Raw genomic sequence first — 24,439 nt, 5'->3', positions numbered from 1 at the left:
GGACAGTAGGCTGAGCGGCATGCCCCACCGCGTCGCCGTACTCGTCATGGACGACTTCGCCACCCTCGACGTCGGCGTGCCCGGCCAGGTTTTCTGGGCGGCGCGGGAACCCGCCGACTACGAGGTCCTCACCTGCACCGACGGCGGCCGCCCCGTCCGCTGCCAGGCCGGGTACAGCATCACGCCCGACCACGACCTGTCCCTCCTCGCGGGCGCCGACACCGTCGTCGTCCCGGGCGTGCACGGCGGTGCGGCCATGGACGGCGTCATCTCCGACGGCGTCCGCGACGCCCTGCGCGGCACTTCCGCCCGGATCATGTCGATCTGCACCGGTGCGTTCGTGCTCGGCGCGGCGGGCCTCCTCGACGGTCGCCGGGCCACCACCCACTGGCGCAACGCGGCGGCCCTCGCCGCGCTGTTCCCCGAGGTGGAGGTCGATCCGGACGTCCTGTTCGTCGACGAGGGCGACATCCTCACCTCCGCGGGGGTCGCCTCCGGGATCGACCTGTGCCTGCACGTCATCCGGCGCGACCACGGCGCCGAGGTCGCCAACCGGACGGCCCGCCGCTGCGTCACCTCGCCGATGCGCGACGGCGGCCAGGCCCAGTTCATCGAACGCCCCATCCCCGAGCCCTCGGGCACGTCCACGGCCCCGGCCCGCGCCTGGGCCCTCAGCCACCTCGCCGAGCCCGTCTCCGTCCCCGACCTCGCCGCCCGCGCCGGCATGGGCCCCCGCACCTTCACCCGCCGCTTCCGCGACGAGACCGGCATGAGCCCCGCCCGCTGGCTCACCCAGCAGCGCCTCGCCCACGCCCGCGCCCTCCTCGAATCCACCGACCTCCCCATCGACGAGGTGGCCCGCCGCAGCGGCTTCACCACCCCCGTCACCCTCCGCCACCACCTCCACACCGCCGTAGGCCTCTCCCCCCTCACCTACCGCCACTCCTTCCGCCACTAGTGCCGTGTCCCCGAACGTCAGGAGACGAGCCACTAGCCGGAGCCGCCCGGTCACAGGAACGCGAAGACGACCGAGCTGACCAGCCCGAGCACCCCGAAAACGGTCCCCGTCACCTCCCACGGGTGCGTCCGGACCACGTCGGCGATGCCGGTCCGGCGGAGCGCGGGTACCGTCGCGTCGAGCCTGGCCAGGCCACCCGGGATCGCAGCGTCGACCCGGGCGGCCGGTGACCGGATGCTCTCCCCGTCGCGGGTGCGGCCGCGGAGCAGCTCGGCCTCGGTCACCCATCGGTCTCCCGGTCCCGGAAGGACGCGGTTCCGCTGGGTGCGGAGGTGGTGGACCGTGAGCACGTAGAGCGTGAGTGAGCCGTAGGTGCGGGAGACCGCGGTGTCCTCGATCACGGCGAGTTCGGTCAGGGTGTCGGAGCCCTCCTCGAAGCTGAAGTCCGTGAGCTCCTCCTCAAGTTCACGCAGCGCGGTGTGCCCGACCGTCGCGTCGTCGTGACGGCGGTGGCCGCCCACCGCTACCTGGTGCAGTTCACTGGCGCCGCTGTCGTTCTTCAGGCGCTGCCGCGGCCACGCCGAAAGCACCGCGCAAGGCCGGACGCCCTGGCACTGTCCCGGACCGAAAGGGGATTCGCCACGCACATCCTGCTCCCGGCCTCGGGGCTGGCCGGATTGAACAGCATCGATGGCATCGACGAATTCTTCCGGCAGCGGCTCGGCCTACATTTGGATGTGCGAGCGGCCGTTGAGGAGGCCGGTGGCGAAAGCGTGCGGTGGGCGGGAGCGGTCAGATGTCGTCGGCGTCGGTGATGCGGTAGGCGTAGCCCTGTTCGGCCAGGAAGCGCTGGCGGTGGGCGGCGAAGTCCTGGTCGAGGGTGTCGCGGGCGACGACGGAGTAGAAGCGGGCGGTCTTGCCGGAGGCCTTGGGGCGGAGGACTCGGCCGAGGCGCTGGGCCTCCTCCTGGCGGGAGCCGAAGGAGCCGGAGACCTGGATGGCGACGGAGGCCTCGGGGAGGTCGATGGAGAAGTTGGCGACCTTGGAGACGACCAGGCAGGAGATCTCGCCGGTGCGGAACTGCTGGAACAGCTTCTCCCGCTCCTTGATCTTCGTCTCGCCCTTGATGACGGGGGCGCCGAGGCGCTCGCCCAGTTCGTCGAGCTGGTCGATGTACTGGCCGATCACCAGCACCTGCTCGTCGCGGTGGGTCTCCACGAGGCGCTCGACGACCCGGGTCTTGGACTCGGTCGTCGCGCAGAAGCGGTAGCGCTCCTCCGGCTCGGCCGTCGCGTAGGCAAGGCGCTCGGAGTCGGTCAGGGTCACCCGGACCTCGACGCAGTCGGCGGGCGCGATCCAGCCCTGCTGCTCCATCTCCTTCCACGGCGCGTCGTACCGCTTCGGGCCGATGAGGGAGAAGACGTCGCCTTCGCGGCCGTCCTCGCGCACGAGGGTCGCGGTCAGGCCGAGCCGGCGGCGCGCCTGGAGGTCGGCGGTCATCCGGAAGATCGGCGCGGGCAGCAGGTGCACCTCGTCGTAGATCACCAGGCCCCAGTCGCGCGCGTCGAACAGCTCCAGGTGCCCGTAGACGCCCTTCCGCCGCGACGTCATGATCTGGTACGTCGCGATGGTGACGGGCCTGATCTCCTTCTTCGAGCCCGAGTACTCGCCGATCTCGTCCTCGGTGAGGGACGTCCGGCGCATCAGCTCCTGCTTCCACTGGTGCACGCTGACGGTGTTCGTCACCAGGATCAGGGTGGTCGCGCCCGCGTGGGCCATCGCAGCGGCCCCCACGGTGGTCTTCCCGGCCCCGCAGGGCAGCACGACGACTCCGGACCCGCCCTGCCAGAACGCCTCGGCGGCGTCCTTCTGGTAGGTGCGCAGCTCCCAGCCGTCCTCGGCGAGGTCGATCTTGTGCGCTTCGCCGTCGACGTATCCGGCGAGGTCCTCGGCGGGCCAGCCGATCTTGAGCAGCGCCTGCTTGAGCGACCCGCGCTCGGACGGGTGGACGACCACGGTGTCCTCGGCCACCCTGTCGCCCAGCATCGGGATGATCTTGCGGGAGCGCAGGACCTCCTCCATGACGGCCCGATCGGTCGAGATCATGATCAGCCCGTAGGAAGGGTGCTTCTCCAGACGGAGCCGCCCGTACCGTCCCATCGTGTCGGCCACGTCGACCAGCAGCGCGTGCGGCACGGGGTAGCGCGAGAACTCGAGCAGCGCGTTGACGACCTGCTCGGCGTCGTGTCCCGCCGCCCGGGCGTTCCACAGCGCGAGCGGCGTCACCCGGTACGTGTGCACGTGCTCAGGCGCCCGCTCCAGCTCGCAGAACGGCGCGATCGCGCGCCGGCAGTCCGCCGCCCGCTCATGATCGACCTCAAGCAGAAGCGTCTTGTCGGACTGCACGATCAACGGACCATCGTTCATCTGCTTCGCGGCGTGAACGCCCCTGCCGGGCAGGTGGAAACGCCGCTCCCCCCTTCACGGATCGTGCTCGTCTTTTATCTCTTGGTAATGTTCGTGGCATGTGACGACAGGTGAAGCGGGCCTTCCGCTACCGCTTTCATCCGACGCACAGGCGGCGGAACTGTCGCGCACGTTCGGCTGCGTCCGCCTGGTCTGCAACCGGGCCCTCGCCCAGCGGACCCGTGCCATCCGGCTCCGTGAGGGGAGGCTCACGTTGGCGAAAGTGGACGGACCACTGGAGATCGTGTGGTCGCGGCCTCTGCCGGCGGAAGCCGAACCGTCGACGGTGACGGTGCCGAGGGACGCGGCGGGCCGCTGGGTGTCCCTGCTGTGCGAAGACCTCATCAATATCAATGTCCTGCCGCCCGACGCCCTCCAGACCCTCCATGATCGAGATGTCAACGCAGCAAGGAATCTGCTCGCCGCCGGGCCGGCGGAGAGCTGAAACGCCTGTGGAGCCGGTGTAAGACCTCAGGGGCGCGAACCCCGCGGGCAACCGGCGGTGAAGCAGGAGACCCGACCCGTGAGGGAAGGAGTCCGCGCCTTCCGGGGAAGCGGAGGAAGCCAAGGGCATTCATCATGCAACATTCGGGGGCGGCGTGGTGTTCCGCGGGGCTAGACGCCCACGCCCGTTTCCTCGCCGAATTCGCCGGAGCCCATGGCGGCGAAGAAGAAGATGTAGAGCAGGACGAGGACGATGCCCAGGAAGATGGCGACGCCGAAGATGATCCAGCTGGCGTTCGTGAGCTTGCGGGCCGAGACGGGGTCGGTCTGGTACCTGCCCATCGCGATCGCCGCGGTGACGATGCCGGGGATGGCGAAGAGGCCGCAGCAGGTCACGGTGAGGATGATGTTGGCGATCAGCGCGCCGATCGCCGAGCCGTTGCTCGGCGGGGGAGGCGGCGGGCCCCAGCCGCCGTACTGGTTCGGGTGCCCGGGAATGCCGTAGCCGTACTGGTTCTGGTACCCGGGGGCGCTGTGGAAGGAGCCCGGGTCGTAGGGGGGTTGGCCGTAGCTCACGGGAGCAGCACCTTCTCGCGAAATCCGGCGAGGGCACTCCGGTCCGCTCGCAGAATGGTGGTTCGGGGGGTTTGACTGTGCAGCGTAGCGCCTGGTTCGGGAAGTCTCACACGTCCTTTATCCCGGTGATCCGGTGGAGCGTGAACCGCTGCACGGACGCCTTGGTCCGGTCGTAGGCGGTGAGGTAGCCGCCGTCCACCCGGACGGGTTCGACGATCCGGCTCGTGGCCTGGCCCTGCTGGTCGAGGTAGCCGATCCACACGCGGCCGCCGATGGCGCCGCGCAGCCGTTCGATCGTCGCCATCGACGGGGTCCTGGGCACCTCGCCGGAGGGCGGGCCGATGGCCGCGGCCTCCTCGCCCGCGCGCATCGCGCGCACGGCCGCGGTGGCGATCCCGCCGTCGACGGTCCGCTCGTGCTCGGCGGGCGGCCGGGCCGGGGTCTCGGTGCGGTGCGCGTCCGCGCGGGTGACGACGAGGCCGCCTTCGGCCGATTCGGGGACGGGCGAGAACCCGACCGAGCGCAGCGCCTCCAGGAGTTCCTGCCGGGAGAGCCGGGAGGCCAGGACGGTGGGGGCCAGCCGGTACAGCCGGAGCGTCCCGGCCCGGCGGTCGGCGAGGATCTCGTCGAGGACGGCCGGGTCGTCGCACCGCACGTACGACAGGGCGGTGCCGACCCGGAGCCTTCCGTGCCTGCGCCCGACGTCCTCGATCAGGTAGGCGAGCGGCTGCGGGACGGGTGTGGTGCTGTGCCGGGTGAGGAGGTCGAGCAGTTCCGAGACGGTCCGGCCGGCGTCCATGGCCCGGCGGACGGATTCGGGGGTGAACCGGTAGACGGTGGCGCCGCCCGTCGACTCCACGTCGGCGGTGAGGGCGAGGTCGCGGGCCAGGTCGGGCACGAGCGGGCCGGGTGCGACCGCGGTGAGGTCGGCCTGGAGCAGCACGTGGTCGACGGGTTCCGGCAGCAGCGCGTCGAGGGCCGCGGTGATGTCGTCGCCGGCGAGGAGCGCGTCGGTGTAGGAGGCTTTCGCGCCGAATCCGGTGACGCCGAGGAAGGCCGCCTCGTGCAGGGTCCAGGTGACGAGCCGGGAGTGCAGGCCGCCGGTGCGGCGGGGGGTGCGCCACGCGAGCCGTTCCAGGACGGACTCCTCGGTGGCCGCGACCTTGTCGGACAGGGCGGCGAGGACTTCGCGGCGGATGCGCGGCGCGTGGGTGCGGATGGAGTCGTCGGCGAGCGCGTTGACGGTCTTGTCCCGTTCGTCCTTGCCGCCCGCGAGGCCGGGGACGCGGTCGGTGTCCAGCCAGGCGCCCGCGAGGTCGGCCCAGCGCTCGGCGGCGCCGCGCAGCAGCCACAGGTCGTAGGAGCGGGTCGGGGTCCAGTCGGCGTCCCGGGCGAGCAGGCCCGCGGCCAGGGCGATCTCGGCGAGCAGGGCGGCGTCCTGTTCGGAGACGTCGAGCAGGGCGGCGGCGGCCTTGAGGTCGCGCACCGCGAGGCCGCCGCTGCGCAGCACCGGGGGAGGGTTCAGCCCCCACGCCTCAAGGAGCTCCTCCATGAGGCGCAGCGCGGTGAAGGCCTGGCCGGAGGCGATCTGGTCGGTGAGCCGCCGCGGCCGCTCCGGGCCCTGGACGGGCGGCTCGGCGAGGACGTCGGTGCGGAACAGGACGCCGCCGCGAAGGTACAGGCCGATCTCGCGGGGGAGGGTGACGGTCCGCTCGTCGGTGGCGACGAGGAGGCCCCGGGCGAGGAGCTTTTCGATGGGGCTCGCCGCGGTGTCGAGCCGCACTTCGCGGCGCGCGTTCTCGATCCGCCCCGAGGGCGGCCCCCAGGCGAGCCGGTCCAGGGCGGTGCGCGCGTCGGGCCCGGCGTCCTCGACGAGTTCGGCGGGGTCGGCGAGCCGCTCGGCGACGACCTCGGCGAGGCCCGCGGCGTTGGCGAAAGAGGTCGACAGGCCGAGGTCGACGGCCAGCGGGACGAGCCGCTCCAGCGGCAGCGCGGCGAAGGCCTCGCGGGCGGGCGGGCCGAGTCCGGCGGGCTCGCGCAGCGCGGCCCGCACCCCGGGCGCGACCTGGTGCGACCTGCGCCGCCCCGGCCACAGCAGCCCGAGCGCGGTCAGCCGCTCGACGGTCTCGGGGGCACGCGCCCCGAGCGCCTTGCGCAGCGCGGTCATCGTCGCCGACGGCAGCACGATCACCGCTTCGAGGGTGGCCAGCGCGCCCCGGTCCAGCCGGTCCAGCGCGCGGGAGACCGCCGTGGGCGCCGCGGCGCGGGCGGCGAGCGCGCCGAGGTCGGCGGGGACCGGGGAGATCAGCTCAGGGCGCGCTCGCACGAGCGCCGCCAACTCCTCGTCGGTGCGCCCGCGCAGCCAGTCCCCGTAGCTGTCCACGTTCTTCGCGGTCCCCCGTGCCCCGCCTCCGCGCCGTGCCGTCAGGGCCGCGGCAGCAGGCCCAGGGCCAGCCGCGCCCACGCTGAGGTGAAGCGCTTCTCGTCGGTCTTGACCGGCGCCTCGTACAGCGACTCGTTGGCCAGCCAGTAGTTGACGACCGAGCCGCCGAGGATGGCGGCGATGGCCTCCCAGTCCTCCTCGACCCCGGCGAACTCGGGCTGCTCGGCGATCCACTGCGCGATGCCCTCGTAGAGCGGGTTGACGACGCCGTCACGCATATCGGCGACGAGGTGGGGGAACTGGTCGAGGTCGCGGAACAGGACCCGCACCAGTTCCTTCTCCTCGCGCATCTTCTCCAGGCCCGCCACGCACGTCATGCGCAGCCGCAGCTCCAGCGGCAGCGCCTTGTACTGCTCGGACTCGGCGAGGACCGTGATCACCTGGTGCCGGGTGCGCTCGATGTGCTCCCGGACGGCGGCCGTCAGCACCTCCTGCTTGGACGGGAAGTGCCGGTACAGCCCTCCCGCGCCCGGTGACAGGCCCGCCGCGGCCTCGATCTCGGCCACCGAGGTCGCCGCGTATCCGCGCTCGGCGAAGAGACGCAGCGCCTCGGCCACGATCCGCTCGCGCGTAGATGTGCTCATGCCTTAGATCCTCCCCCAAAAGCCTAGGGCAGGTCAGGCATCGATGTCGTCGGCCACGGCGCGCAGCACCGTCGCGATCTTCTTCGCCTCGGCGCTGGACGGGTGCTTGCCCCGCCGGTAGGTCTCTGAGACATGGTCGAGGAGCTTGATGAGGTCCTCGGTGATGTTCACCATGTCGTCGGGCTTCTTGCGCTTGGCCTTGGCGATCGTCTTCTCGACGGACGGCGGCGTGTCCAGCACGCGGACCGACAAGGCCTGCTGCCCCCTGCGGCCTTCGACGACGCCGAACTCGACCCGCTGGCCCTGCTTCAGGAGCGTCGATCCCGAGGGGAGGGCGGAGGAGTGGACGAACACCTCGCCCCCGTCGTCGCGGGTGAGGAAGCCGAACCCCTTGTCGGCGTCATACCACTTGACCTTGCCAGTGGGCACGGTTGACCTCTGTGTCTTGGCTCCGGTGTGCTTGGGATCTCCAAGATTAGTGCCTTACAGAGGAAGGGCGATACACCTTATCGGCCGATCCTTCCCTTCCCCGGCTCCTCTACCGGCGGTTTCCTACCGCGCGTTCCTACCGCGCGGCGAACCATTCGGGGAAGGCGGTGAGGTCGGGCAGGACGTGGTCGGCCCCGTAGGCCGTCAGGGCTTCGGCGGAGAAGGGTCCGGTGGCGACGCCCAGGCTGAACGCGCCCGCCGTGCGGGCCGCGTCGACGTCTCCGGTGTGGTCGCCGACGTAGGTGTGCGCGCCGTGCTCGCGCAGGGCCGCGCCCTTGGCGGACGACCACAGGCCGCCGACGACGAGGTCGGCCTCAAGGCCGAGATGGGCCAGTGTGGCGACGGCGTGCGGCCGGTTCTTGGCCGTGACGACCAGCACGCCCGCCCCGGCGGCGCGCACCGCCCGGACCGCCGCGGCGGCGCCGGCCATGGGATCGGTGGCGGGGATGGCGAGGTCGGGGTAAAGGGCGCGGAAGCGTTCGACCATCTCGGGGATGTGCTCGGCCGCGAACCAGTGGGCGAGTTCGACGTCCAGGGGCGGCCCGAGCCGGGCGGTCACCGCGGCGACGTCGATGGCGACGCCGGTCTCGATGGCGAGGGCGCTGTAGACGGCTCCGATGCCTCGGCGGGTGTCCGCCAGGGTCATGTCTAGATCGAACCCCACCATTGCCGTGGAGATCCCACCGAACTCGGCCTTCATAACGCGTCAGCATAGGCGGCGCGGCGGACTCCGACGCCGGGCGCGTGCACGGCCATACCTCGGGATGAGCGACAATCGGTGTGTGACCTCTCTCCACCCCGTCGCTTCCCGCCGAAGCCGCACGCCGGCCGCCGACACGGCCTGCGTGCAGGCCGTAGAGCCAGCTCTAGAGGCGGCGAGGGAAACGGCCAAGCCCTCGGAGGTCGGGGAGCACCTCGGCTGGGCGGTGGAGGGTGACCGTGTGGTCACGCACTACTTCGCCTCCACCGACCCCGGATACCGGGGCTGGCGCTGGGCGGTGACGGTCACCCGCGCGTCGCGGGCCAAGAACGTCACGATCTCCGAGACGGCGCTGGTACCGGGCGAGACGGCGATCATGCCGCCGCCGTGGGTGCCCTGGCTGGACCGCCTGCGGCCCGGCGACATGGGCCCCGGCGACCTCCTGCCCACCGCCGAGGACGACGCGCGGCTGGCGCCCGGATTCACCGAGGCCGACGAGACCGACGGCGACGTCGAGGCGCAGTGGGAGCTGGGTCTCGGCAGGGCCCGCGTCCTGTCGGCCGAGGGCCGCGACCAGGCCGCCGAGCGCTGGTACGAGGGCACCGCGGGGCCCGCCGCGCCGATCGCGGTCGCCGCGCCGGCGCCGTGCAGCACCTGCGGCTTCTTCATCCCGCTCTCGGGCGACCTGCGCCTGCTGTTCGGGGTCTGCGCCAACGCCTACGTCCCCGACGACGGCCGCGTCGTCGCCGCCGACCACGGCTGCGGCGGCCACTCCGAGGCCGTGCACGTGCCGTCGGCCGCCGAGGCGCCGCCGCTGATCCTGGACGAGCTGAGCTTCGACGCCCTGCCCTCCTACTCCTCGGCCGAAGCCGCCCCGCAGGACGCGTCCGCCGAGGCGGAGGCCGGGGGCGAGCCCGCCGACGACGAGCCCGCCGCGGAAGCGGCGGACCGGGACGGCGACGGCTGAGGCCGGGATGACCGATCCCGAGTCCGGCGCCACGGCACCGGCAGACCCGCTGGACCCGTTCGGTACCGCGGGCATCCGCGCGCGCGTCCTCGCCGCCTGGACGGCCTCTCCCGCGCGCTTCCGGGAGGACGCCAACACCGAGGAGGACCACGCGCTCGGCGGCTACCGCGACCGCGTGGTGATCGAACTCGCGCAGAACGCCGCCGACGCCGCGGTGCGCGCGGATGTGCCCGGCGAGCTGCACCTGACCTTGAACGCGGGCGTCCTCACCGCGGCCAACACCGGCGCGCCGCTCACGCCCGAGGCCGTCGAGTCCCTGTCGACGCTGCGCGCGTCCACCAAGACGGCTGAAGGCGACGGGACCCCGCGCGCGACCGCGGGCCGGTTCGGGGTCGGCTTCGCCGCCGTCGTGTCGGTCTGCGACCGGCCCTCGATCGCCTCGCTGACGGGCTCGGTGGCCTGGTCGGCCGAGGAGACGCTCCAGCTCGTCGAGGTGATCCCCGAGCTGGCCGAGGAGATCGCCCGGCGCGGGGACCACGTGCCGGTGCTGCGGCTGCCGTTCGCCTCGTCTGCCCCGCCGCCCGAGGGCCACACGACCCAGGTGACGCTGCCGCTGCGCGACGAGGCCGCCGAGCGCATCGTGCGCGCCCGGCTTGAGGAGTTCGGCCCCGAGCTGATGCTGGGCCTGCCCGCGCTCGGCATGGTCACGGTGACCGTCGACGGGCGCAGCCGCGTCCTGCAGGCGTCCGAGGCGGGCGACGGCCTCGTGGTGATCGTGGAGACGGGCGGGGACGGCTCTTCGGTCACCGAGTGGCGCACGGTCGCGCGCCACGGGGACGTGCCGCCCGAGCTGCTGGCCGACCGGCCCACGGAAGAGCGGGCCCGGCCCTACTGGTCGGTGCGCTGGGCGGTGCGCGCCGAGCCGCGCGGTCCGCTCGACGGGCCGCCCAAGGGCCCCGGCGTGCTGTACGCGCCCACACCGAGCGACGAGGGCCTCGACCTGCCCGCCCTGCTCATCGCGGGCTTCCCCCTCGCGCCCGACCGCAGGCACGTCCAGCCGGGGCCGCTCACCGACTTCCTCGTGGCCCGCGCCGCCGAGGCCTACGCCGAGCTCGTCGCGGGCGCCACCGGCCCCGAGGCGCTCGACCTCGTGCCCGGCCCCGTCGGCACGTCGGCGCTGGACGGGGCGCTGCGCACGGCGGTGCTGGCGGCGCTGCCCGACCGGCCGCTGCTGCCGCTCGCCGAGGACCCGAGGGCCCGCGTGCGGGGCCGTGACGCCGTCGTGGTGGACGCGCCCCCGGCCGTCGTCGAGGCGCTGACGGGCGTGGTTCCCGGGCTGCTGCCGACGGGCTGGCCCGCCGGGCACCGGGCGTTGCGCGCGCTCGGGGTGCGCCGCATGGGCCTCGCCGACGTGGCCGACGCGCTCGCCTCGGTCGAGCGGGAGCCGTCCTGGTGGCAGCGGATCTACACCGCGCTGGCCTCGGCCGACGCCGGGGAGCTGGGCGCGCTGCCGGTGCCGCTCACCGACGGTCGGCTGGTCCGCGGGCCCCGGGGCGTGCTGCTCGGCCGGGACCTGCCCTCGCCGGAGCACCTTGAGGTGCTGGGCCTGCGCGTCGTCGACCTGGAGGCCGAACACCCGCTCCTGCTGCGCCTGGGCGCCGTCGAGGCGGGCCCGCGGCAGGTCCTCGCCGACCCGGCCGTGCGCGCCGCCGTCGAGGGCTCGCTGGACGCCGAGGACCCCGAGACGGTCGCCGACGCCGTCCTGTCCCTGGCCAGGGGCCTGATCACGCCGGGCGAGCCGTGGCTCGCCGAGCTGGCGCTGCCCGCCGAAGACGGCGAGCTGTACCCGGCGGGGGAGCTGATGTTCCCCGACGCCCCGCTCCGCGCCGTCATGGGCGAGGACTCGCCCTTCGGGGTCGTGTCGGCAGGGCTGATCGAGGAGTACGGCGAGGACGCCTTGGCCGCCGTCGGCGTGCTGCGGGGCTTCGCCCTCCTGCGCGCCCAGGACGCCGATCCCGAGGACCTCGATCTCGACGCCGTCGAAGACTGGGACCTGCCTGCCGGGCACATTCCCGAGCTGGTGGCGGTCCGCGACCTCGAACTCGTCAAGGACTGGGAGGCGGCTCTCACGCTGCTGTCCCGCCCGCCCTACCGCGAGGCGATCATCGAGCCGGTGCGGTTCATGGACGGGCGCACCGCGCCGTCCTACACCGCCTGGTGGCTCGCCGAGCACGAGGTGCTGGGCGGGCCGCGCCGGACCGAGGACGCCGATCCCCTCCTGGACGGCCTGTACGCGCCCGCGCCCGAGGGCCTCGACGCCGGGTTCGCCCGCGCGCTGGGCGTCCGGGCCGCTCTCGCCGACGTGCCCCCGGACGAGCTGCTCGACCGGCTCGCCGATCCGGCCCTGCCCGTCACCCGGCCGCAGCTGCGCGCGTTGTGGGCGTGGCTCGCCGGGACGTCAGGGGCGGCGCCGCCGTCGCGGGTCCGGGCGCTTTCGGGGGGAACGCCCGAGGTCGTTCCGGCCGAGGACGCGATCGTGGTCGACGTGCCGTACGCGCTTCCGCTGCTGGAGGGCCAGCCGCTCATCCTGCTGCCGCTGGACAGGGCCGCCGCCCTGGCGGACCTCCTGGAGCTGTCCGTGGCGTCCGAGGAGATCCCCGGGGAGATGGCGGACGAGGGCGTGGAGCGGGAGGTGCCCGAGCATGTTCGGGCGCTGTTCCCCGAGGCGCCGGAGACCTACTTCCACCATGACGCGCTGGTCGTCGACGGGCGCGAGGTCGCGTGGTGGTACGACGGCGAGCCGCACGCGGCGACCCCGCAGGGCCTGGCCCGCGCGATCGCCTGGGAGATGGGCCGCTGGGACGACCGGCTCCTGCTGGCCGCGCTGCTCGCCGCGCCGGACGAGGCCGGCGCGCTGCTCGCCGAGGCCGATCTGTCCTGAAGTGCCGGAGCGCCGGTCAGTCTTCGGGCGTGTCGGGGGGCGCGGAGCGCTTGCGCTCGAACCGCGGCAGGTAGAAGCAGGCGAACAGGCCGATGACGGTGCCCATGAAGCACACCCACAGCCACCAGCGGTCGGCCTCGGGCAGCCTGACGATCAGCAGCACCACGAACGCGACGACCCAGGCGACCGTTCCGGTGACGGCGATCCGGACGTTGTCCGTCTTGATCGGTTCCGGTTGCGGCGGGTGCGGGCGTGACATGCGGTCAGACTATCCGGGAAAGCCGCGCACCCCCTCTTGGGGGAATGACCGGGGAAGGAGTATCGTTAGCAAGGGTAATGACTTTTGCTAATGATTTTGACGATGGAACCCACGAAGACGACCGACTTCGCCGGGATGGCCGCCGAGCTGCGGATCTCGGTGGCACGGCTGTCCAGGCGACTGCGCCGGCAGGCCGTGAGCGAGATGTCGCTCACCCAGTTCTCGACGCTCGCGAGTTTGGACAAGCACGGGGAGATGACCCCGCGCGCGCTGGCCGAGCACGAACATGTGAAACCGCCGTCGATGACGCGGACCGTCGCGTCGCTGGAGTCCGCCGGGCTCGTCGCGCGGCGGGCGCATCCGACCGACGGACGCCAGGTGGTGCTCGCCCTCACCGATTCCGGACGCTCCTTGCTCGTCGAGCACCGGAGGCTGAAGGAGGCGTGGCTGGCGCAGCGCCTGGCGGAGCTGACGCCGGAGGAGCGGACGGTGCTGGAGAGCGCCGCGCCCATCCTGGACAAGCTCAGCAGGAGCTGAGAAGGACACAGCAGGAGCTGAGAAGGACACAGCAGGAGCTAGAGCAGACATTCCCGGAGTCGGCGAAGGCCCCGCGCGCCGGGATGTTCCGGAGCCTGCGCAACCGCAACTACCGGTACTTCCTGTCCGGCCAGGTGATCTCCAACACGGGCACCTGGATGCAGCGCATCGCCCAGGACTGGCTGGTCCTCCAGCTCACCCACGGCAGCGGCACCGCCCTGGGCATCACGACCGCGCTCCAGTTCCTGCCGATGCTGCTGTTCGGGCTGTGGGGCGGCGTGGTCGCCGACCGCTTCCCGCGCCGCAAACTCATCGCGCTCACCCAGATCGGCCTCGCGCTGCCCGCGCTGGCCCTCGGCCTGCTCGACGTGGGCGGCCTCGCCCAGGTCTGGCACGTCTACGTGCTGGCCTTCGCCCTCGGCGTCGCGACGGTGTTCGACAACCCCGCCCGCCAGGCGTTCGTGAGCGAACTCGTCGGCAAGGAAGACCTGCCCAACGCCGTCGCCCTGAACAGCGCCACGTTCAACGGCGCCCGGGTCGTCGGCCCGGCGGTCGCGGGCGTGCTCATCGCCCTCATCGGCACCGGCCCGGTCTTCCTCGTCAACTTCGCGTCGTTCGGCGCGGTCCTGTTCGGGCTGTGGCGGATGCGCGAGAGCGAGCTGCACACCCACCCGCCGGTCCCGCGCCAGAAGGGCCAGCTGCGCGAGGGGCTGCGCTATGTCCGCAACCGGCCGGATCTGGTGATGATCCTCGTCACCATCGCGCTGGTCGCCGGGTTCGCGATGAACTTCCAGATCACCACGGCCCTGGTCGCCACCAAGGACTTCGGCATGGGCGCGTCCCAGTTCGGCCTGGCCAGCACCGCGATGGCGGTCGGCTCGGTCACCGGCGCGCTGCTCGCGGCCCGCCGCGTGCGCCCCGACGACCGGCTGCTCTACGGCTCGGTCCTGCTGTTCGGCGTCGCCGCGGTCCTCGTCGGGATCATGCCGACCTGGCCGCTGTTCCTGATCATGCTGGTGCCGACCGGCGTGCTGCTCATGACGTTCACCACCGCCGCGAACGCGACGATGCAGCTCGGCGTCTCCGCCGACATGCGCGGCCGGGTGATGGGCCTGTACATGCTGGTCTTCATGGGTGTGAACCCGATCACCTCCCCGTTCGTCGGCTGGATGGCCGAGCGCTTCGGCGGCCGGGTCTCGATCGTCTTCGGCGGCATCGTCGCCGTCCTCGCCGGCGCGGCGATGATCGCGCTGCGCCGGGCCAGGGCGCTGGAGGGCGGCGCGGACGACGCGGGAACCGTCAGTGCCGCCGCATAGTCTCAGGTGGTCAGATGACAACCAGCGGTGCCGCTTGAAAAGCTGGGGCCCGGTGCACACGACGAAGGGGCGGAGCAGTGACTGTTTCCTTGCAGAAGGGCCAGCGGATCTCGCTGAGCAAGCCGGGCGGGGGCGGCCTCACGCTGGTCCGGATGGGCCTCGGCTGGGACGCCGTCAAGAAGAAGGGGTTCTTCGGCTCGCGCGAGCAGGACATCGACCTCGACGCCTCGGTCGTGGTCTTCGCCGAGCGGCAGGTGGCCGACGTCGTCTACTTCGGGCAGCTCACCAGCCGTGACGGCTCCATCCGGCACACCGGCGACAACCTCACCGGCGCGGGCGACGGCGACGACGAGTCGATCATCGTCGACCTGTCCCGGCTCCCGGTCCACGTCACCTCCCTGGTCTTCACCGTCAGCTCCTTCCAGGGCCAGAACTTCAACCAGGTGGAGAACGCCTTCTGCCGCCTGGTCGACGAGACCAGCAACACCGAGCTGGCCCGCTACACGCTCACCGGGGGCGGCGCGCACACCGGCATGGTGATGGCCCGCCTGTACCGGCACGGCCAGGAGTGGAAGCTCGGCGCGATCGGCGAACCAAGCCAGGGCCGGACCTTCCAGGACATGCTCCCGGCGATCGCGGCGCACGCCTGACGGTGACAGCACTCGTCCGCGGGGCCAACGCCCCCCTGCGAGCCTCCCGGGTCACCATCACGCACACCTGCGCCGTCCCGGCCGACCTGAGCGCGCTGCTCGTCGGCCGGGATCTGCGGGTCCGCTCCGACGACGACCTGGTGTTCTTCAACGCTCCGGCGGGTCCCGGTGTGCGCTGGAGCCAGGAGGCCCTGGAGATCGACCTCACCGCCCTTCCGCCGGAAGTGCACGCCGTGCTCGTCGCGCTCAGCCTCGGCGACGGCTCCCCGTTCTCGACGGTCCCCGCCCCGACCGTCCTGGTGGACGGCCACACCTTCGCCATGGGCGGGCTCGGCGAGGAGACCGCCCTCGTCGCCCTTGAGCTGTACCGCCGGGCCGGGGAGTGGAAGGTCAGGGCCGTCGGCCAGGGCTACGCCGCGGGCCTGGCCGCCCTGCTCGCCGACCACGGCGTCGAGGTCGACGACCCCGGCCCGCGGACCGCCCCGCCGCCGCGCGTGATGCCCGATCCGGGCCCGCCGCCGCCCCCGCCCGGCCGGCCGGGGGACCAGCAGCAAGGGGCCAAGCATCAGGGAGCCCAGCAGCAGGGCGTTCCGTTCGTCGACCGCGTCTGGATGGTCTGGGAGGACGCCAGCCGCTCCCTCGACTCCTACCGCGGCTCGCTGGAGTACGCCCTCGGCGTCCGCGACCAGGAGGTCACCGGGCAGGCTCCGCGCGGCAGGGCCCAGCAGCTGATGGACGCCGGGATGGAGCGGCTGACCGCCGACATGGCCCAGCTCGCGGGCGAGCTCGCCACGCACGAGGGGGCGGTCGGCGCGGAGGTGTCGCCGTTCTCCGGGCCGTCCTGGCTCACCTGGCAGCCGTCGGACAAGGTCGGCGAGGGGCTCCTGCTCGGCCACCTGGACGCCGACGAGGTCTCCACCTTGCGCATTCCGCTGATCCTGCGGGTGCCCTTCGGCCGCCCGGTGTGGATCGACCGCGGCACCGGCCCCGGCGACTCGGCGGCCTTCGCCTGGTCGCTGGTCACCCGGTTCCTCGCCGCGGTGCCGCCCGGCGCGGTCGGCCTCGACGTCATCGACCCGACGGGCCTGGCGGGCGCGGGCTGGCTCAACGGGCTGCCCGACCCGAGCCGCGAGCTGCTGTGCGGCGGCGGCGTCGCGGTCGGGCCGCAGGCCGGGCAGCGGCTCGACCGCCTGCTCGACCTCGTCGACCTGCGCGCGGTCGGCGGCGAGGAGCAGATGTTCCTCGACGGCGCGCCGCCGGTCCGCCTCGTGGTGGTCTTCGACGTGGGGGCGGCTCTGGAGGAGCACGGCGACAAGCTGATCCGGCTGGCCAAGGAGGGCCCGCCGTTGGCGGTCCCGGTGATCTGCGTGGAGACCGACACGCCCACCGAGGAGTCCGTGCGGGCCATGCGGGTCAAGATGGCCGGAAGCACCCTTCCGCCGTCCGGCGGCACCCTCGCCGACCCGTGGGTGGGCGGCTCCTGGACCCTCACCCCCGACCTGCTCACCGACGGCGCCTTCGACCGGCCCCCCGCGCTGCTCAGCCACGTCCTGAACGCCCACGCCCGGGTGTTCGGCTGAGAGGGGCCGGAGTGCGCCTGTTCGCCGCGATCCATCCGCCGGCCGACGTCCTGGACGCCCTGGCCGACGCCGTCGCCGAGGTCCGGCGCGCCCATCCCGGGCTGCGCTGGGCCGCGCGGGCCCAGTGGCACCTGACCTTGGCGTTCTACGGCGAGGTCGACGAGGAGGCCGCCGAGGCCCTGCCCGAGCTGCTCGCCGAGGCCGTCGCGGCAGGTCCCGCGCCGTGCCTGCGGCTCGCCGGGGCCGGCGCGTTCCCCGCGCGCTCGCCCGGCCGCGCCAAGGTCCTGTGGACGGGCGTCGACGGCGACCTCGCGGAGCTGGAGGAGCTGGCCGGGCGCTGCGCCGACGCGGGGGCGCGCGCGGGCCTGAAGCCCCCGGAGCACGACCGCGGGTTCCGCCCGCACCTCACCCTCGCCCGCAGCCGGGAGCCCCGCGACCTGCGCGGCCCCACCGCCCTCCTGGACGGCTTCGCGGGCCGCCCGTGGACGCCCGCGGCCCTCGACGTGATGCAGAGCCACTTCCCCAGGCCGGGCCACACCCTCCTGCGGGCGCTGCCGTTCGCCTGAGGGGCCGTCAGATTCGCCCGAGCGGCCGTCAGATCTCCGGGGGCGGCGCGGCGGACCCGGCGCCGTCGGGCGGCCCCCAGGGCAGCCCGTAGCGCTCGCAGGCGCGGCGCAGCTCGGCCAGGTCGGGCGCGAACGACACCCGCCGCAGCACGCGCCCCGCCGGGCTCCAGACGACGAGCCGGGGAACGCCCTCGCCGGAGTGGTCGATGCCGACCCCGCCGACGGTCTCGCGGCGCAGGCTCCAGTCGGTGCGGCCGAGCCGGGTCACCGAGGCGATCCCGTGCATCGACACCCGCAGCTGGGAGCGGTTGCGGTCGTAGAACCAGGCCCCGACGAAGCCGATCAGCAGCCCGAGCGGCACCGACCAGGCCATGACCGGGCTGAACCCGAGGAACACCCAGGCGATGGTCACCGTCACCAGGAGCGCGATCGCGGCCGTCACCCCGTAGGTCCACACGCGGGCCCGCGGCGTGACGTCCAGCAGTGCTCCGGGCCCGCTCTCGGGGGCCGGGAGCGGGGCGGGGTCCTCGGCGGCGATCGTGGAGACCGCGCCGTGGAACGCGGCGCTCAGGTAGGCGTCGTACTCGGCGTCGGTGACGGGCAGGCCCACAGCCCGCGCCTTCTCCCGCAGGTCGGTCCGGGCGATCCGCAGCGCCTTGAGCGGGGCGGCGAGGAACTCCTCGCCGTCGGTGTCGTAGACCCGCAGCCACGCGTGGCCGTCCACGGTGAGCAGCTCGACCACGCCGATCTTGTCGGCGGGCATCTTCAGCATGACGTCCCCGGCCATGTCGGCCCAGCCGAGTCCGTCCTCGCCGACGACGAGGCGGCCTCCGGGCACCTGGGAGAAGATCTCCGGGAGCCCGTCGAGCCCGTACTCCGACGGCCGGATCGACGCGGGCGCGGTGGACACGAGGGGGTAGCCGTGCTCGTCGAGGGTGTGCGCGAGCTGGAACTCGTCCATACCGCGCGCGTTGAGCTGGCCGATCACCCGCAGCCCGTGGTCGAAGACGACCGCGGTGAGCGGCGCGTACTCGGGCTCGCCGCTGAGCGGGTTCAGTTCCGGGCCGGGGCCGAGCAGCAGCGCGCCGATCGACTCCGCGGGAATCCCCTGGACCGCCTGGTCGGAGATGTCCCAGCGCACCGGGGCGGTCCGGCGCAGCCGCCGCCGCACGGCGAGGGCGGCCAGGGTGCCGCCGAGCGCCCACAGGCCCGCGCCGAAGCGGGCCGAGACCGACTCCATGCCCTGGACGGCCGAGACGACCACCATCAGCCAGGCCAGGCAGACCGCGGTGCCGCCGAGCAGCGCCGCGCGCAGCCGGGAGGCCCCGTCGCCCTGCGAGACGAGCGTCACGGCCCCGCCGGACGGCTTCGCGGGCTCGACGACCGCCGACATCAGGGCCGCCTCGACGTCGAGGTAGTCCTGCTCCTCGTCGGGGTCCGGAGCGAAGTCGTTGTCCACGACGTGCACGGGGATGCCGGCGCGCCGGGCGGTCACGAAGAAGGCGTGCGGCTCGAAGCCCATCTCCGGGAGCGTGCCGAGCTGGGTCGTGCCGAACTTGTGGTGCACGGTGAGCACCTGCTCGTCGGCGCTGATCGACAGCTCCTGGACGCGTCCCGGCTCATAGGACTGGACGATCTGGCCGTCCCGTCCGACGAGCTGGAGTCCGGCGGGCGACAGCCGCCAGCGGGGTCCGGGGCGTGCGCCGGGCAGCACGAGGGGCAGCGCGGCGAAGCCGAGGACGAGGGCCGCCCACAGCCAGGAGGGCTGGAGCGGGATCAGCGCGACGGCGAAGGCCAGCAGGGCGAAGGGCGCGCCGCCGGGCGGGCGACGGCCCTCGGCCCTCAGGCCGACGAGCTCGTGGTCCACAGAAGAGATAGTGACACGCTCCACTCACTTTCGTCTGCGCCCGAGGAACACCGCTGCCAACGTGACGCCAACCAGAACGAACAATCCGAGGCCCTTATTAGTTCCTGAGGTTTCCTTATTCGCCGCTTCGGGTGTCGGGGAGGGTTGGGGGAGGGCCTCTTCGGGAAGGGGAACCCGCCACACCTTGCGGTCCTCGCCCTCGGAACTGATCAGCAGGGCCTTGCCGTCGGGGGTGTAGGTGATGCCTTCGCCCTGCTCCTGGTTGGGCAGGGAGATCCGCTCGACCTGCTCGCCGGGCGCCTTGTAGACGGTCGCCGACCCGTAGCCGCGGATCACGAACGTGGACCCGTCGGGGGCGTACGCGCCGTCGGTGGCGAACGAGGGGGCGTCGCCGACGGGCTTGAGGACGTTCAGGCCGGTCGTTCGGGGCTTCTTGGGCGCGCGGTACAGGGTGCCGCCTCCGAGACGCTTGGAGGCGATGTAGAGGCGGTTGTCCCGGGGGTCGATGAGCAGGGACTCGGCGTCGCGGGGCCCGTCCTCGTAGGTGAACCGGAAGGCCGTCACGGGCAGCGTCGCGTCGCGCAGTCGCGCGGGCTCGGGGATCCGGAAGACCGCGACGTGCGGCCAGGCGCCGTGGAGGTTGTCGCCGATGTCGGCCAGGTAGAGGGCGGGCCGGCCCTTCTCGTCCTCGCCGATGGCCATCCCCTCCCAGTCGCGGGCGGTGAGGCCCTCGAAGGTCAGGACCGCCTTGGTCCGCCCGGTCGCGGAGTCGACGGCGTAGACGCGGGCCTCGCCCCCGGAGTCGTTGTGGGTGTAGACGATCCCGGGGTGGAGGATCGAGGCGGCGAGCCCGGAGGACTCGGTGATCCGGTCGTCGGTGAAGGAGAACTCCACTCGCGCGTCGCCGCCGCTCCCCAGCGGGAGAACGGCGGCGAGCAGCGCGCTGGTGAAAGGGCTCACCTCAGGAACGTACCCAAGACCACCGCCAGGACGAGCAGGATCAGGATGGTCGGCAGGAGCCAGCGAGTCGGGCGGTACACGCCATCGAGCCTATTGCCGAGTCCGGGATGCCCTGGCCTGGGGTTCGCCTGAAGGGGCGGACACCGGCTAGAGGCGCTCGACCACGTAGTCGACGCAGGCGGTGAGGGCCTCGACGTCGGCGGGGTCGATCGCCGGGAACATGCCGACGCGCAGCTGGTTCTTGCCCAGCTTGCGGTACGGCTCGGTGTCCACGATGCCGTTGGCGCGCAGCGTCTTGGCGATCGCGGCGGCGTCGATGCCCTCGGCGAAGTCGATCGTGCCGACGACCTGGGAGCGGTGCGCCGGGTCGGTGACGAACGGGGTCGCGAACTCGGACTTCTCGGCCCAGCCGTACAGCCGCGAGGACGAGTCCTCGGTCCGGCCGGTGGTCCAGGAGAGCCCGCCGTTGGTGTTCATCCACTCGATCTGCTCGGCGAAGAGCAGCGCGGTGCCGACGGCCGGGGTGTTGTAGGTCTGGTCCTTGGCGGAGTTGTCCACGACGGTCTTCAGGTTGAAGAACTCGGGGATGTACCGGCCGGAGGAGGCGATCTCCTCGATCCGGGCGAGCGCCTTGGGCGAGGCGAGCGCCACCCACAGGCCGCCGTCGGCGGCGAAGCACTTCTGCGGGGCGAAGTAGTAGACGTCGGTCTCCGAGACGTCGACGGGCAGGCCGCCCGCGCCGGAGGTGGCGTCGACCATCACCAGGGACTCGTCGTCGACGACCCGCATGATCGGCATCGCGACGCCGGTCGAGGTCTCGTTGTGGGTGAGCGCGTAGACGTCCACGCCCTCCTCGGGCCGGGGCAGCGGGTGCGTGCCCGGCTCGGAGGAGATCACCGTCGGGTCGCCCAGCCAGGGGGCGCCCGCGACGACCTTGCCGAACTTCGAGGAGAACTCGCCGAAGCTCAGGTGCTGGGACTTGGATCGCACCAGGCCGAACGCGGCGGCGTCCCAGAACGCGGTCGTGCCGCCGTTGCTGATCAGCACCTCGTAGCCCTCGGGGAGCTGGAAGAGGTCGCTCAGGCCGGAGCGGATCCGGCCGAAGATCGACTTGACCGGCTTCTGGCGGTGCGAGGTGCCGAAGTACGTGCTGCCGGACTCGTACAGCGCCTTGAGCTGCTCGGGCCGTACCTTGGACGGGCCGCAGCCGAATCGGCCGTCGGCGGGCTTGATCTCAGCGGGGATGACGATGTCGCTCACGTCGCAAGAGCCTACGTGACCTGCGCCGAAGATCGCTCCTCCGGTCCGCCGCCCGGCGCGCGATACCTGGCCAGCGCGGGGAAGGCGGCGCCGACGACGAGCACCAGGACGGCGCAGGCGAGGCCGCCGACGACCCAGGAGACGCCCGCGCCGAAGGCCACGGCCATGAGCCCGGCCCGCAGGTCGCCGAGGCGCGGCCCGCCCGCGACGACGACGGTGAAGATGCCCTGGACGCGGCCGCGCATCTCGTCCGGCGCGTACGTCTGCAGGATCGTCTGCCGGAAGACCGCCGAGATGAGGTCCGCGACGCCGCCGAGGGCGAGGAACAGCACCGCGAGCCACAGGGACTGCTGGAGCCCGGCGAGCGCGACCGCGACGCCCCAGGCCGCGATCGCGATGATGAGCGCGAGCCCCTGGCGGCGGACCCGGCCGATCCAGCCGGAGAACAGCCCGCCGAGCACCGCTCCGATGCCGATCGCCGCGTACAGCCAGCCGACCGCGGGCCCGCCGTCCGGGCTGTCGCCGAACCTGACCTCGGCGAGCTCGGGGAACAATGCCCGCGGCATCGCCACGCCCATCGCGATGATGTCCACCACGAAGGACAGGAGCAGCACCGGCTGGGTCCACAGGAACCGCAGCCCGTCGAGGACGGCGCGCAGTCCCGGGGTGCCGAGGGCGGCGCCGGCCTGCGGCGGCATGGGCGGCAGCCGGAAGGCCGCCCACAGCATGACGGTGAAGAGCACCGCGTCCAGGGCGTAGGCCCACGCGTAGGAGCCCGCGGCGAGGATGGCGCCCGCGAGCAGCGGCCCGCCGAGCGTCGCGGCCTGCGTGAACGTGTAGGTGAGCGTGTTCGCGGCGGGGATCTCGGCGGCGTCGAACAGCCGGGGGATGATCGCGCCGCGGGTCGGCGAGGAGACGGCGAAGCCGGTCGACTGGAGCGCGGTGACCGCCATGATGATCCACAACTGGTCCAGCCCGAGCACGGCCTGGGCGAGCAGCGCGAGGGTGGCGGTCCAGGTGAGGACCGACGACCACATCAGCAGCCGCCGCCGGTCCATGTGGTCGGCGACCGCGCCGCCCCACAGGCCGAAGACGATGAGCGGCACCAGGGTGATCATGCTGAGCACGCCGACCCAGAAGGACGACTCCGTGAGGTGCCAGACCTGGACGGGCACGGCGACCGCGGTGACCTGGAAGCCGATGAAGGAGACGCCGTGGCCGATCCACAGCCGCCGGTAGGCCGGGTTGCGCAGGGGGGTGACGTCGAGCAGGAGTCTCACGGGGCGAGGCGCTCCCGGATCCAGTCCTGCCCGTCGCGGGTGTAGCGGAGCCTGTCGTGCAGCCGGTCGGGCCGCCCCTGCCAGAACTCGACGTACGCGGGCACGACGAGGTAGCCGCCCCAGAAGTCGGGCACGGGCACGTCGTCCGGTTCCGGCCACCGGCGGGCCGATTCGGCGAACCGATTCTCCAACTCGGCCCGGTCGGCGATCACCGCCGACTGGTGCGACGCCCAGGCGCCGAGCTGAGAGCCGTGCGGTCGGGACCGGAAGTACGCGGCGGACTCCTCCTGCGGCAGCGGGGCGCACGACCCGCCGATGATCACCTGCCGGTGGATCGGGTGCCAAGGGAACAGGAGGCTCGCCCGCGGGTTGGCCGCGAGATCGCGGCCCTTGCGGGAGGTGTGGTTGGTGAAGAACCGGAACCCGTCGGTCTTGAAGCCCTTGAGCAGGACCGTCCGGGCGCGGGGCTCCCCGTCGGCCGAGGCGGTGGCGAGGACCATCGCGTTGGGTTCGGGCAGGCCCGCGCTCACCGCGTCCGCGAACCAGCTCGTGAACAGCGCGAAGGGCTCGGCGGGAGCGGAGTCCTCGGCCAGTTCGCCCCTGTCGTAGGAGATCCTGAGGTGCGCGGGGTCCGCGAGTGAACGATCCACGGTCGTCAAGCCTCTCATCCCCGGTCGGACACGCCGGGCACGCGGGGGTGCCGATCGGCCCGGCGGCCTTCCGGAGGACCGCCGCGGCAGGGACCCCGGCCGTCCGATCCGTGGCATCGCGGGCCTTCCGGGCGACACGGAATAACCCCGTGGCCGGAAAACGCTGAACAAACGCCGGAGACTCGGACTTCCGGAGGGTGACCGAGAAGTAGACTGCCAGCTGGAGAGTGGAGGGACCTTGAGCTCACACGGACTGATCGACACTACGGAGATGTATCTCCGCACGGTGTACGAGCTTGAGGAAGAGGGCATCGTCCCGCTCCGGGCCCGGATCGCCGAGCGGCTCTCGCAGAGCGGCCCGACGGTGAGCCAGACGGTGGCCCGCATGGAGCGCGACGGCCTGCTTCGGGTCGAGGGCGACCGGCATCTGGTGCTGACCGAATCCGGCCGCGAGCTCGCTGTCCGGGTGATGCGCAAGCACCGTCTCGCCGAGTGCCTTCTGGTGAACGTCATCGGGCTGCCCTGGGAGGACGTGCACGCCGAGGCGTGCCGCTGGGAGCACGTCATGTCCGAGCAGGTGGAGGCCAGGTTGGTCGCCCTGCTGGACAACCCGACGGCCTGCCCGCACGGCAACCCGATCCCCGGGCTGGAGGAGCTGGGCGGTCGCACGGCCACCGCCGCGGAGCCGGTCACGGCCATGACCACCGCCGCGACGCGAGACGGACAAGCCGCAGTGATTCGCCGGATCGGCGAACAAGTCCAGGCAGATCACGATCAAATGCTTAAACTCAAGCAGATCGGGATACAACCCGGACGTGAGGTTACCCTCGCGGTAGGCGACGACGATGGTGTGCGAGTTATCTGTGACGACTCCGGGGATGGTCCTGAGACAGAGCTGCCTCGGCGTATCGCCGAGCACGTCTTCGTCGCGAAGCTCTGACATCTT

At 72.7% G+C, this 24,439-nt stretch carries 22 protein-coding genes and 1 pseudogene; 10 read left to right on the top strand and 13 right to left on the bottom strand.

Annotation, left to right across the window (positions count from 1 at the left end):
- Positions 1 to 19 precede the first annotated feature (19 nt).
- Positions 20 to 958, top strand: a complete 939-nt coding sequence (locus ACYVOM_RS05475; RefSeq protein WP_460302100.1) for a GlxA family transcriptional regulator — start codon at positions 20 to 22, stop codon at positions 956 to 958.
- A gap of 50 nt (positions 959 to 1,008) precedes the next feature.
- Here ACYVOM_RS05475 and ACYVOM_RS05470 read toward each other — a convergent pair whose 3' ends face one another.
- Both ACYVOM_RS05470 and ACYVOM_RS05465 read right to left on the bottom strand, forming a co-directional pair.
- A complete protein-coding gene (locus tag ACYVOM_RS05470) occupies positions 1,009 to 1,548 on the bottom strand; it encodes an NUDIX domain-containing protein (RefSeq protein WP_460302099.1) in 540 nt (179 codons plus the stop codon).
- A 202-nt stretch (positions 1,549 to 1,750) separates the two neighbouring features.
- Positions 1,751 to 3,385 carry a DNA repair helicase XPB gene (locus tag ACYVOM_RS05465; RefSeq protein ID WP_460302098.1) on the bottom strand — a complete coding sequence of 545 codons (1,635 nt, stop codon included), beginning with the start codon at positions 3,383 to 3,385 and terminating at the stop codon, positions 1,751 to 1,753.
- 110 nt (positions 3,386 to 3,495) lie between these two features.
- On the opposite strand from ACYVOM_RS05465, the pseudogene ACYVOM_RS05460 reads away from it, so the two are divergent.
- Positions 3,496 to 3,770 (top strand): annotated as a pseudogene (locus ACYVOM_RS05460) (helix-turn-helix domain-containing protein); the annotation flags it as partial.
- A gap of 269 nt (positions 3,771 to 4,039) precedes the next feature.
- On the opposite strand, the gene ACYVOM_RS05455 reads toward ACYVOM_RS05460, so the two are convergent.
- From ACYVOM_RS05455 to ACYVOM_RS05435, 5 genes are all read right to left on the bottom strand, one after another.
- Entirely contained in the window at positions 4,040 to 4,444 is a 405-nt protein-coding gene (locus ACYVOM_RS05455) for a hypothetical protein (RefSeq protein WP_460302097.1), read from the bottom strand.
- 106 nt (positions 4,445 to 4,550) lie between these two features.
- Complete coding sequence (locus tag ACYVOM_RS05450; protein WP_460302096.1) at positions 4,551 to 6,827, bottom strand: helicase-associated domain-containing protein; 2,277 nt, start codon at positions 6,825 to 6,827, stop codon at positions 4,551 to 4,553.
- A 41-nt stretch (positions 6,828 to 6,868) separates the two neighbouring features.
- Positions 6,869 to 7,471, bottom strand: coding sequence for a TetR/AcrR family transcriptional regulator (locus ACYVOM_RS05445; protein WP_460302095.1), 603 nt, complete (start codon positions 7,469 to 7,471; stop codon positions 6,869 to 6,871).
- Between the two features lie 33 nt (positions 7,472 to 7,504).
- On the bottom strand, positions 7,505 to 7,900 hold the full coding sequence (locus ACYVOM_RS05440) for a cold-shock protein (protein ID WP_460302094.1): 396 nt from the start codon (positions 7,898 to 7,900) through the stop codon (positions 7,505 to 7,507).
- 136 nt (positions 7,901 to 8,036) lie between these two features.
- Positions 8,037 to 8,627: an HAD family hydrolase gene (locus ACYVOM_RS05435; RefSeq protein WP_460302357.1), complete on the bottom strand. Its 591-nt coding sequence runs from the start codon at positions 8,625 to 8,627 to the stop codon at positions 8,037 to 8,039.
- A 115-nt stretch (positions 8,628 to 8,742) separates the two neighbouring features.
- On the opposite strand from ACYVOM_RS05435, the gene ACYVOM_RS05430 reads away from it, so the two are divergent.
- Together ACYVOM_RS05430 and ACYVOM_RS05425 are read left to right on the top strand one after the other, a co-directional pair.
- Entirely contained in the window at positions 8,743 to 9,627 is an 885-nt protein-coding gene (locus ACYVOM_RS05430) for a DUF3027 domain-containing protein (RefSeq protein WP_460302093.1), read from the top strand.
- 7 nt (positions 9,628 to 9,634) lie between these two features.
- Positions 9,635 to 12,568, top strand: coding sequence for a sacsin N-terminal ATP-binding-like domain-containing protein (locus ACYVOM_RS05425; RefSeq protein ID WP_460302092.1), 2,934 nt, complete (start codon positions 9,635 to 9,637; stop codon positions 12,566 to 12,568).
- A gap of 16 nt (positions 12,569 to 12,584) precedes the next feature.
- On the opposite strand, the gene ACYVOM_RS05420 is transcribed toward ACYVOM_RS05425, so the two are convergent.
- Entirely contained in the window at positions 12,585 to 12,827 is a 243-nt protein-coding gene (locus ACYVOM_RS05420) for a DUF2530 domain-containing protein (protein ID WP_460302091.1), read from the bottom strand.
- Positions 12,828 to 12,929: 102 nt separating this feature from the next.
- On the opposite strand from ACYVOM_RS05420, the gene ACYVOM_RS05415 reads away from it, so the two are divergent.
- From ACYVOM_RS05415 to thpR, 5 genes are all read left to right on the top strand, one after another.
- Positions 12,930 to 13,364, top strand: coding sequence for a MarR family winged helix-turn-helix transcriptional regulator (locus ACYVOM_RS05415; RefSeq protein WP_460302090.1), 435 nt, complete (start codon positions 12,930 to 12,932; stop codon positions 13,362 to 13,364).
- 83 nt (positions 13,365 to 13,447) lie between these two features.
- A complete protein-coding gene (locus ACYVOM_RS05410; protein WP_460302089.1) occupies positions 13,448 to 14,680 on the top strand; it encodes an MFS transporter in 1,233 nt (410 codons plus the stop codon).
- A 77-nt stretch (positions 14,681 to 14,757) separates the two neighbouring features.
- Positions 14,758 to 15,330, top strand: coding sequence for a TerD family protein (locus ACYVOM_RS05405; RefSeq protein WP_460302088.1), 573 nt, complete (start codon positions 14,758 to 14,760; stop codon positions 15,328 to 15,330).
- A 2-nt stretch (positions 15,331 to 15,332) separates the two neighbouring features.
- Positions 15,333 to 16,910 (top strand): TerD family protein, encoded by a 1,578-nt coding sequence (locus tag ACYVOM_RS05400; protein WP_460302087.1) that lies wholly within the window; start codon positions 15,333 to 15,335, stop codon positions 16,908 to 16,910.
- 11 nt (positions 16,911 to 16,921) lie between these two features.
- Positions 16,922 to 17,476 carry an RNA 2',3'-cyclic phosphodiesterase gene (thpR, locus tag ACYVOM_RS05395; RefSeq protein WP_460302086.1) on the top strand — a complete coding sequence of 185 codons (555 nt, stop codon included), beginning with the start codon at positions 16,922 to 16,924 and terminating at the stop codon, positions 17,474 to 17,476.
- A gap of 28 nt (positions 17,477 to 17,504) precedes the next feature.
- Here the strand turns inward: thpR and ACYVOM_RS05390 are convergent, their stop codons facing one another.
- The 5 genes from ACYVOM_RS05390 to pdxH form a co-directional block, all read right to left on the bottom strand.
- Positions 17,505 to 19,343, bottom strand: coding sequence for a hypothetical protein (locus ACYVOM_RS05390; RefSeq protein ID WP_460302085.1), 1,839 nt, complete (start codon positions 19,341 to 19,343; stop codon positions 17,505 to 17,507).
- 24 nt (positions 19,344 to 19,367) lie between these two features.
- A complete protein-coding gene (locus ACYVOM_RS05385; protein ID WP_460302084.1) occupies positions 19,368 to 20,303 on the bottom strand; it encodes a hypothetical protein in 936 nt (311 codons plus the stop codon).
- A gap of 147 nt (positions 20,304 to 20,450) precedes the next feature.
- Entirely contained in the window at positions 20,451 to 21,563 is a 1,113-nt protein-coding gene (gene serC, locus ACYVOM_RS05380; RefSeq protein ID WP_460302083.1) for a phosphoserine transaminase, read from the bottom strand.
- Positions 21,564 to 21,574: 11 nt separating this feature from the next.
- Entirely contained in the window at positions 21,575 to 22,843 is a 1,269-nt protein-coding gene (locus ACYVOM_RS05375) for an MFS transporter (RefSeq protein WP_460302082.1), read from the bottom strand.
- Positions 22,840 to 23,511 (bottom strand): pyridoxamine 5'-phosphate oxidase, encoded by a 672-nt coding sequence (gene pdxH / locus ACYVOM_RS05370; RefSeq protein ID WP_460302081.1) that lies wholly within the window; start codon positions 23,509 to 23,511, stop codon positions 22,840 to 22,842. Before pdxH ends, ACYVOM_RS05375 begins: the two co-directional genes overlap by 4 nt.
- 220 nt (positions 23,512 to 23,731) lie before the next feature.
- Here pdxH and ACYVOM_RS05365 point away from each other — a divergent pair, with 220 nt between their 5' ends.
- Entirely contained in the window at positions 23,732 to 24,433 is a 702-nt protein-coding gene (locus ACYVOM_RS05365) for a metal-dependent transcriptional regulator (protein WP_460302080.1), read from the top strand.
- The last annotated feature ends 6 nt before the right edge of the window (positions 24,434 to 24,439 follow it).

The sequence above is a fragment of the Actinocorallia aurea genome, from assembly GCF_054783995.1.
This window is presented reverse-complemented; position numbering and strand designations above follow the sequence as displayed.

Coding starts and splice junctions, on each gene's coding strand:
- ACYVOM_RS05415 (WP_460302090.1), top strand. CDS start 12,930: ATGGAACCCACGAAGACGACCGACTTCGCCGGGATGGCCGCCGAGCTG.
- ACYVOM_RS05465 (WP_460302098.1), bottom strand. CDS start 3,385: ATGAACGATGGTCCGTTGATCGTGCAGTCCGACAAGACGCTTCTGCTT.
- ACYVOM_RS05475 (WP_460302100.1), top strand. CDS start 20: ATGCCCCACCGCGTCGCCGTACTCGTCATGGACGACTTCGCCACCCTC.
- ACYVOM_RS05420 (WP_460302091.1), bottom strand. CDS start 12,827: ATGTCACGCCCGCACCCGCCGCAACCGGAACCGATCAAGACGGACAAC.
- ACYVOM_RS05425 (WP_460302092.1), top strand. CDS start 9,635: ATGACCGATCCCGAGTCCGGCGCCACGGCACCGGCAGACCCGCTGGAC.
- ACYVOM_RS05410 (WP_460302089.1), top strand. CDS start 13,448: ATGTTCCGGAGCCTGCGCAACCGCAACTACCGGTACTTCCTGTCCGGC.
- ACYVOM_RS05435 (WP_460302357.1), bottom strand. CDS start 8,627: ATGGTGGGGTTCGATCTAGACATGACCCTGGCGGACACCCGCCGAGGC.
- pdxH (WP_460302081.1), bottom strand. CDS start 23,511: ATGAGAGGCTTGACGACCGTGGATCGTTCACTCGCGGACCCCGCGCAC.
- ACYVOM_RS05445 (WP_460302095.1), bottom strand. CDS start 7,471: ATGAGCACATCTACGCGCGAGCGGATCGTGGCCGAGGCGCTGCGTCTC.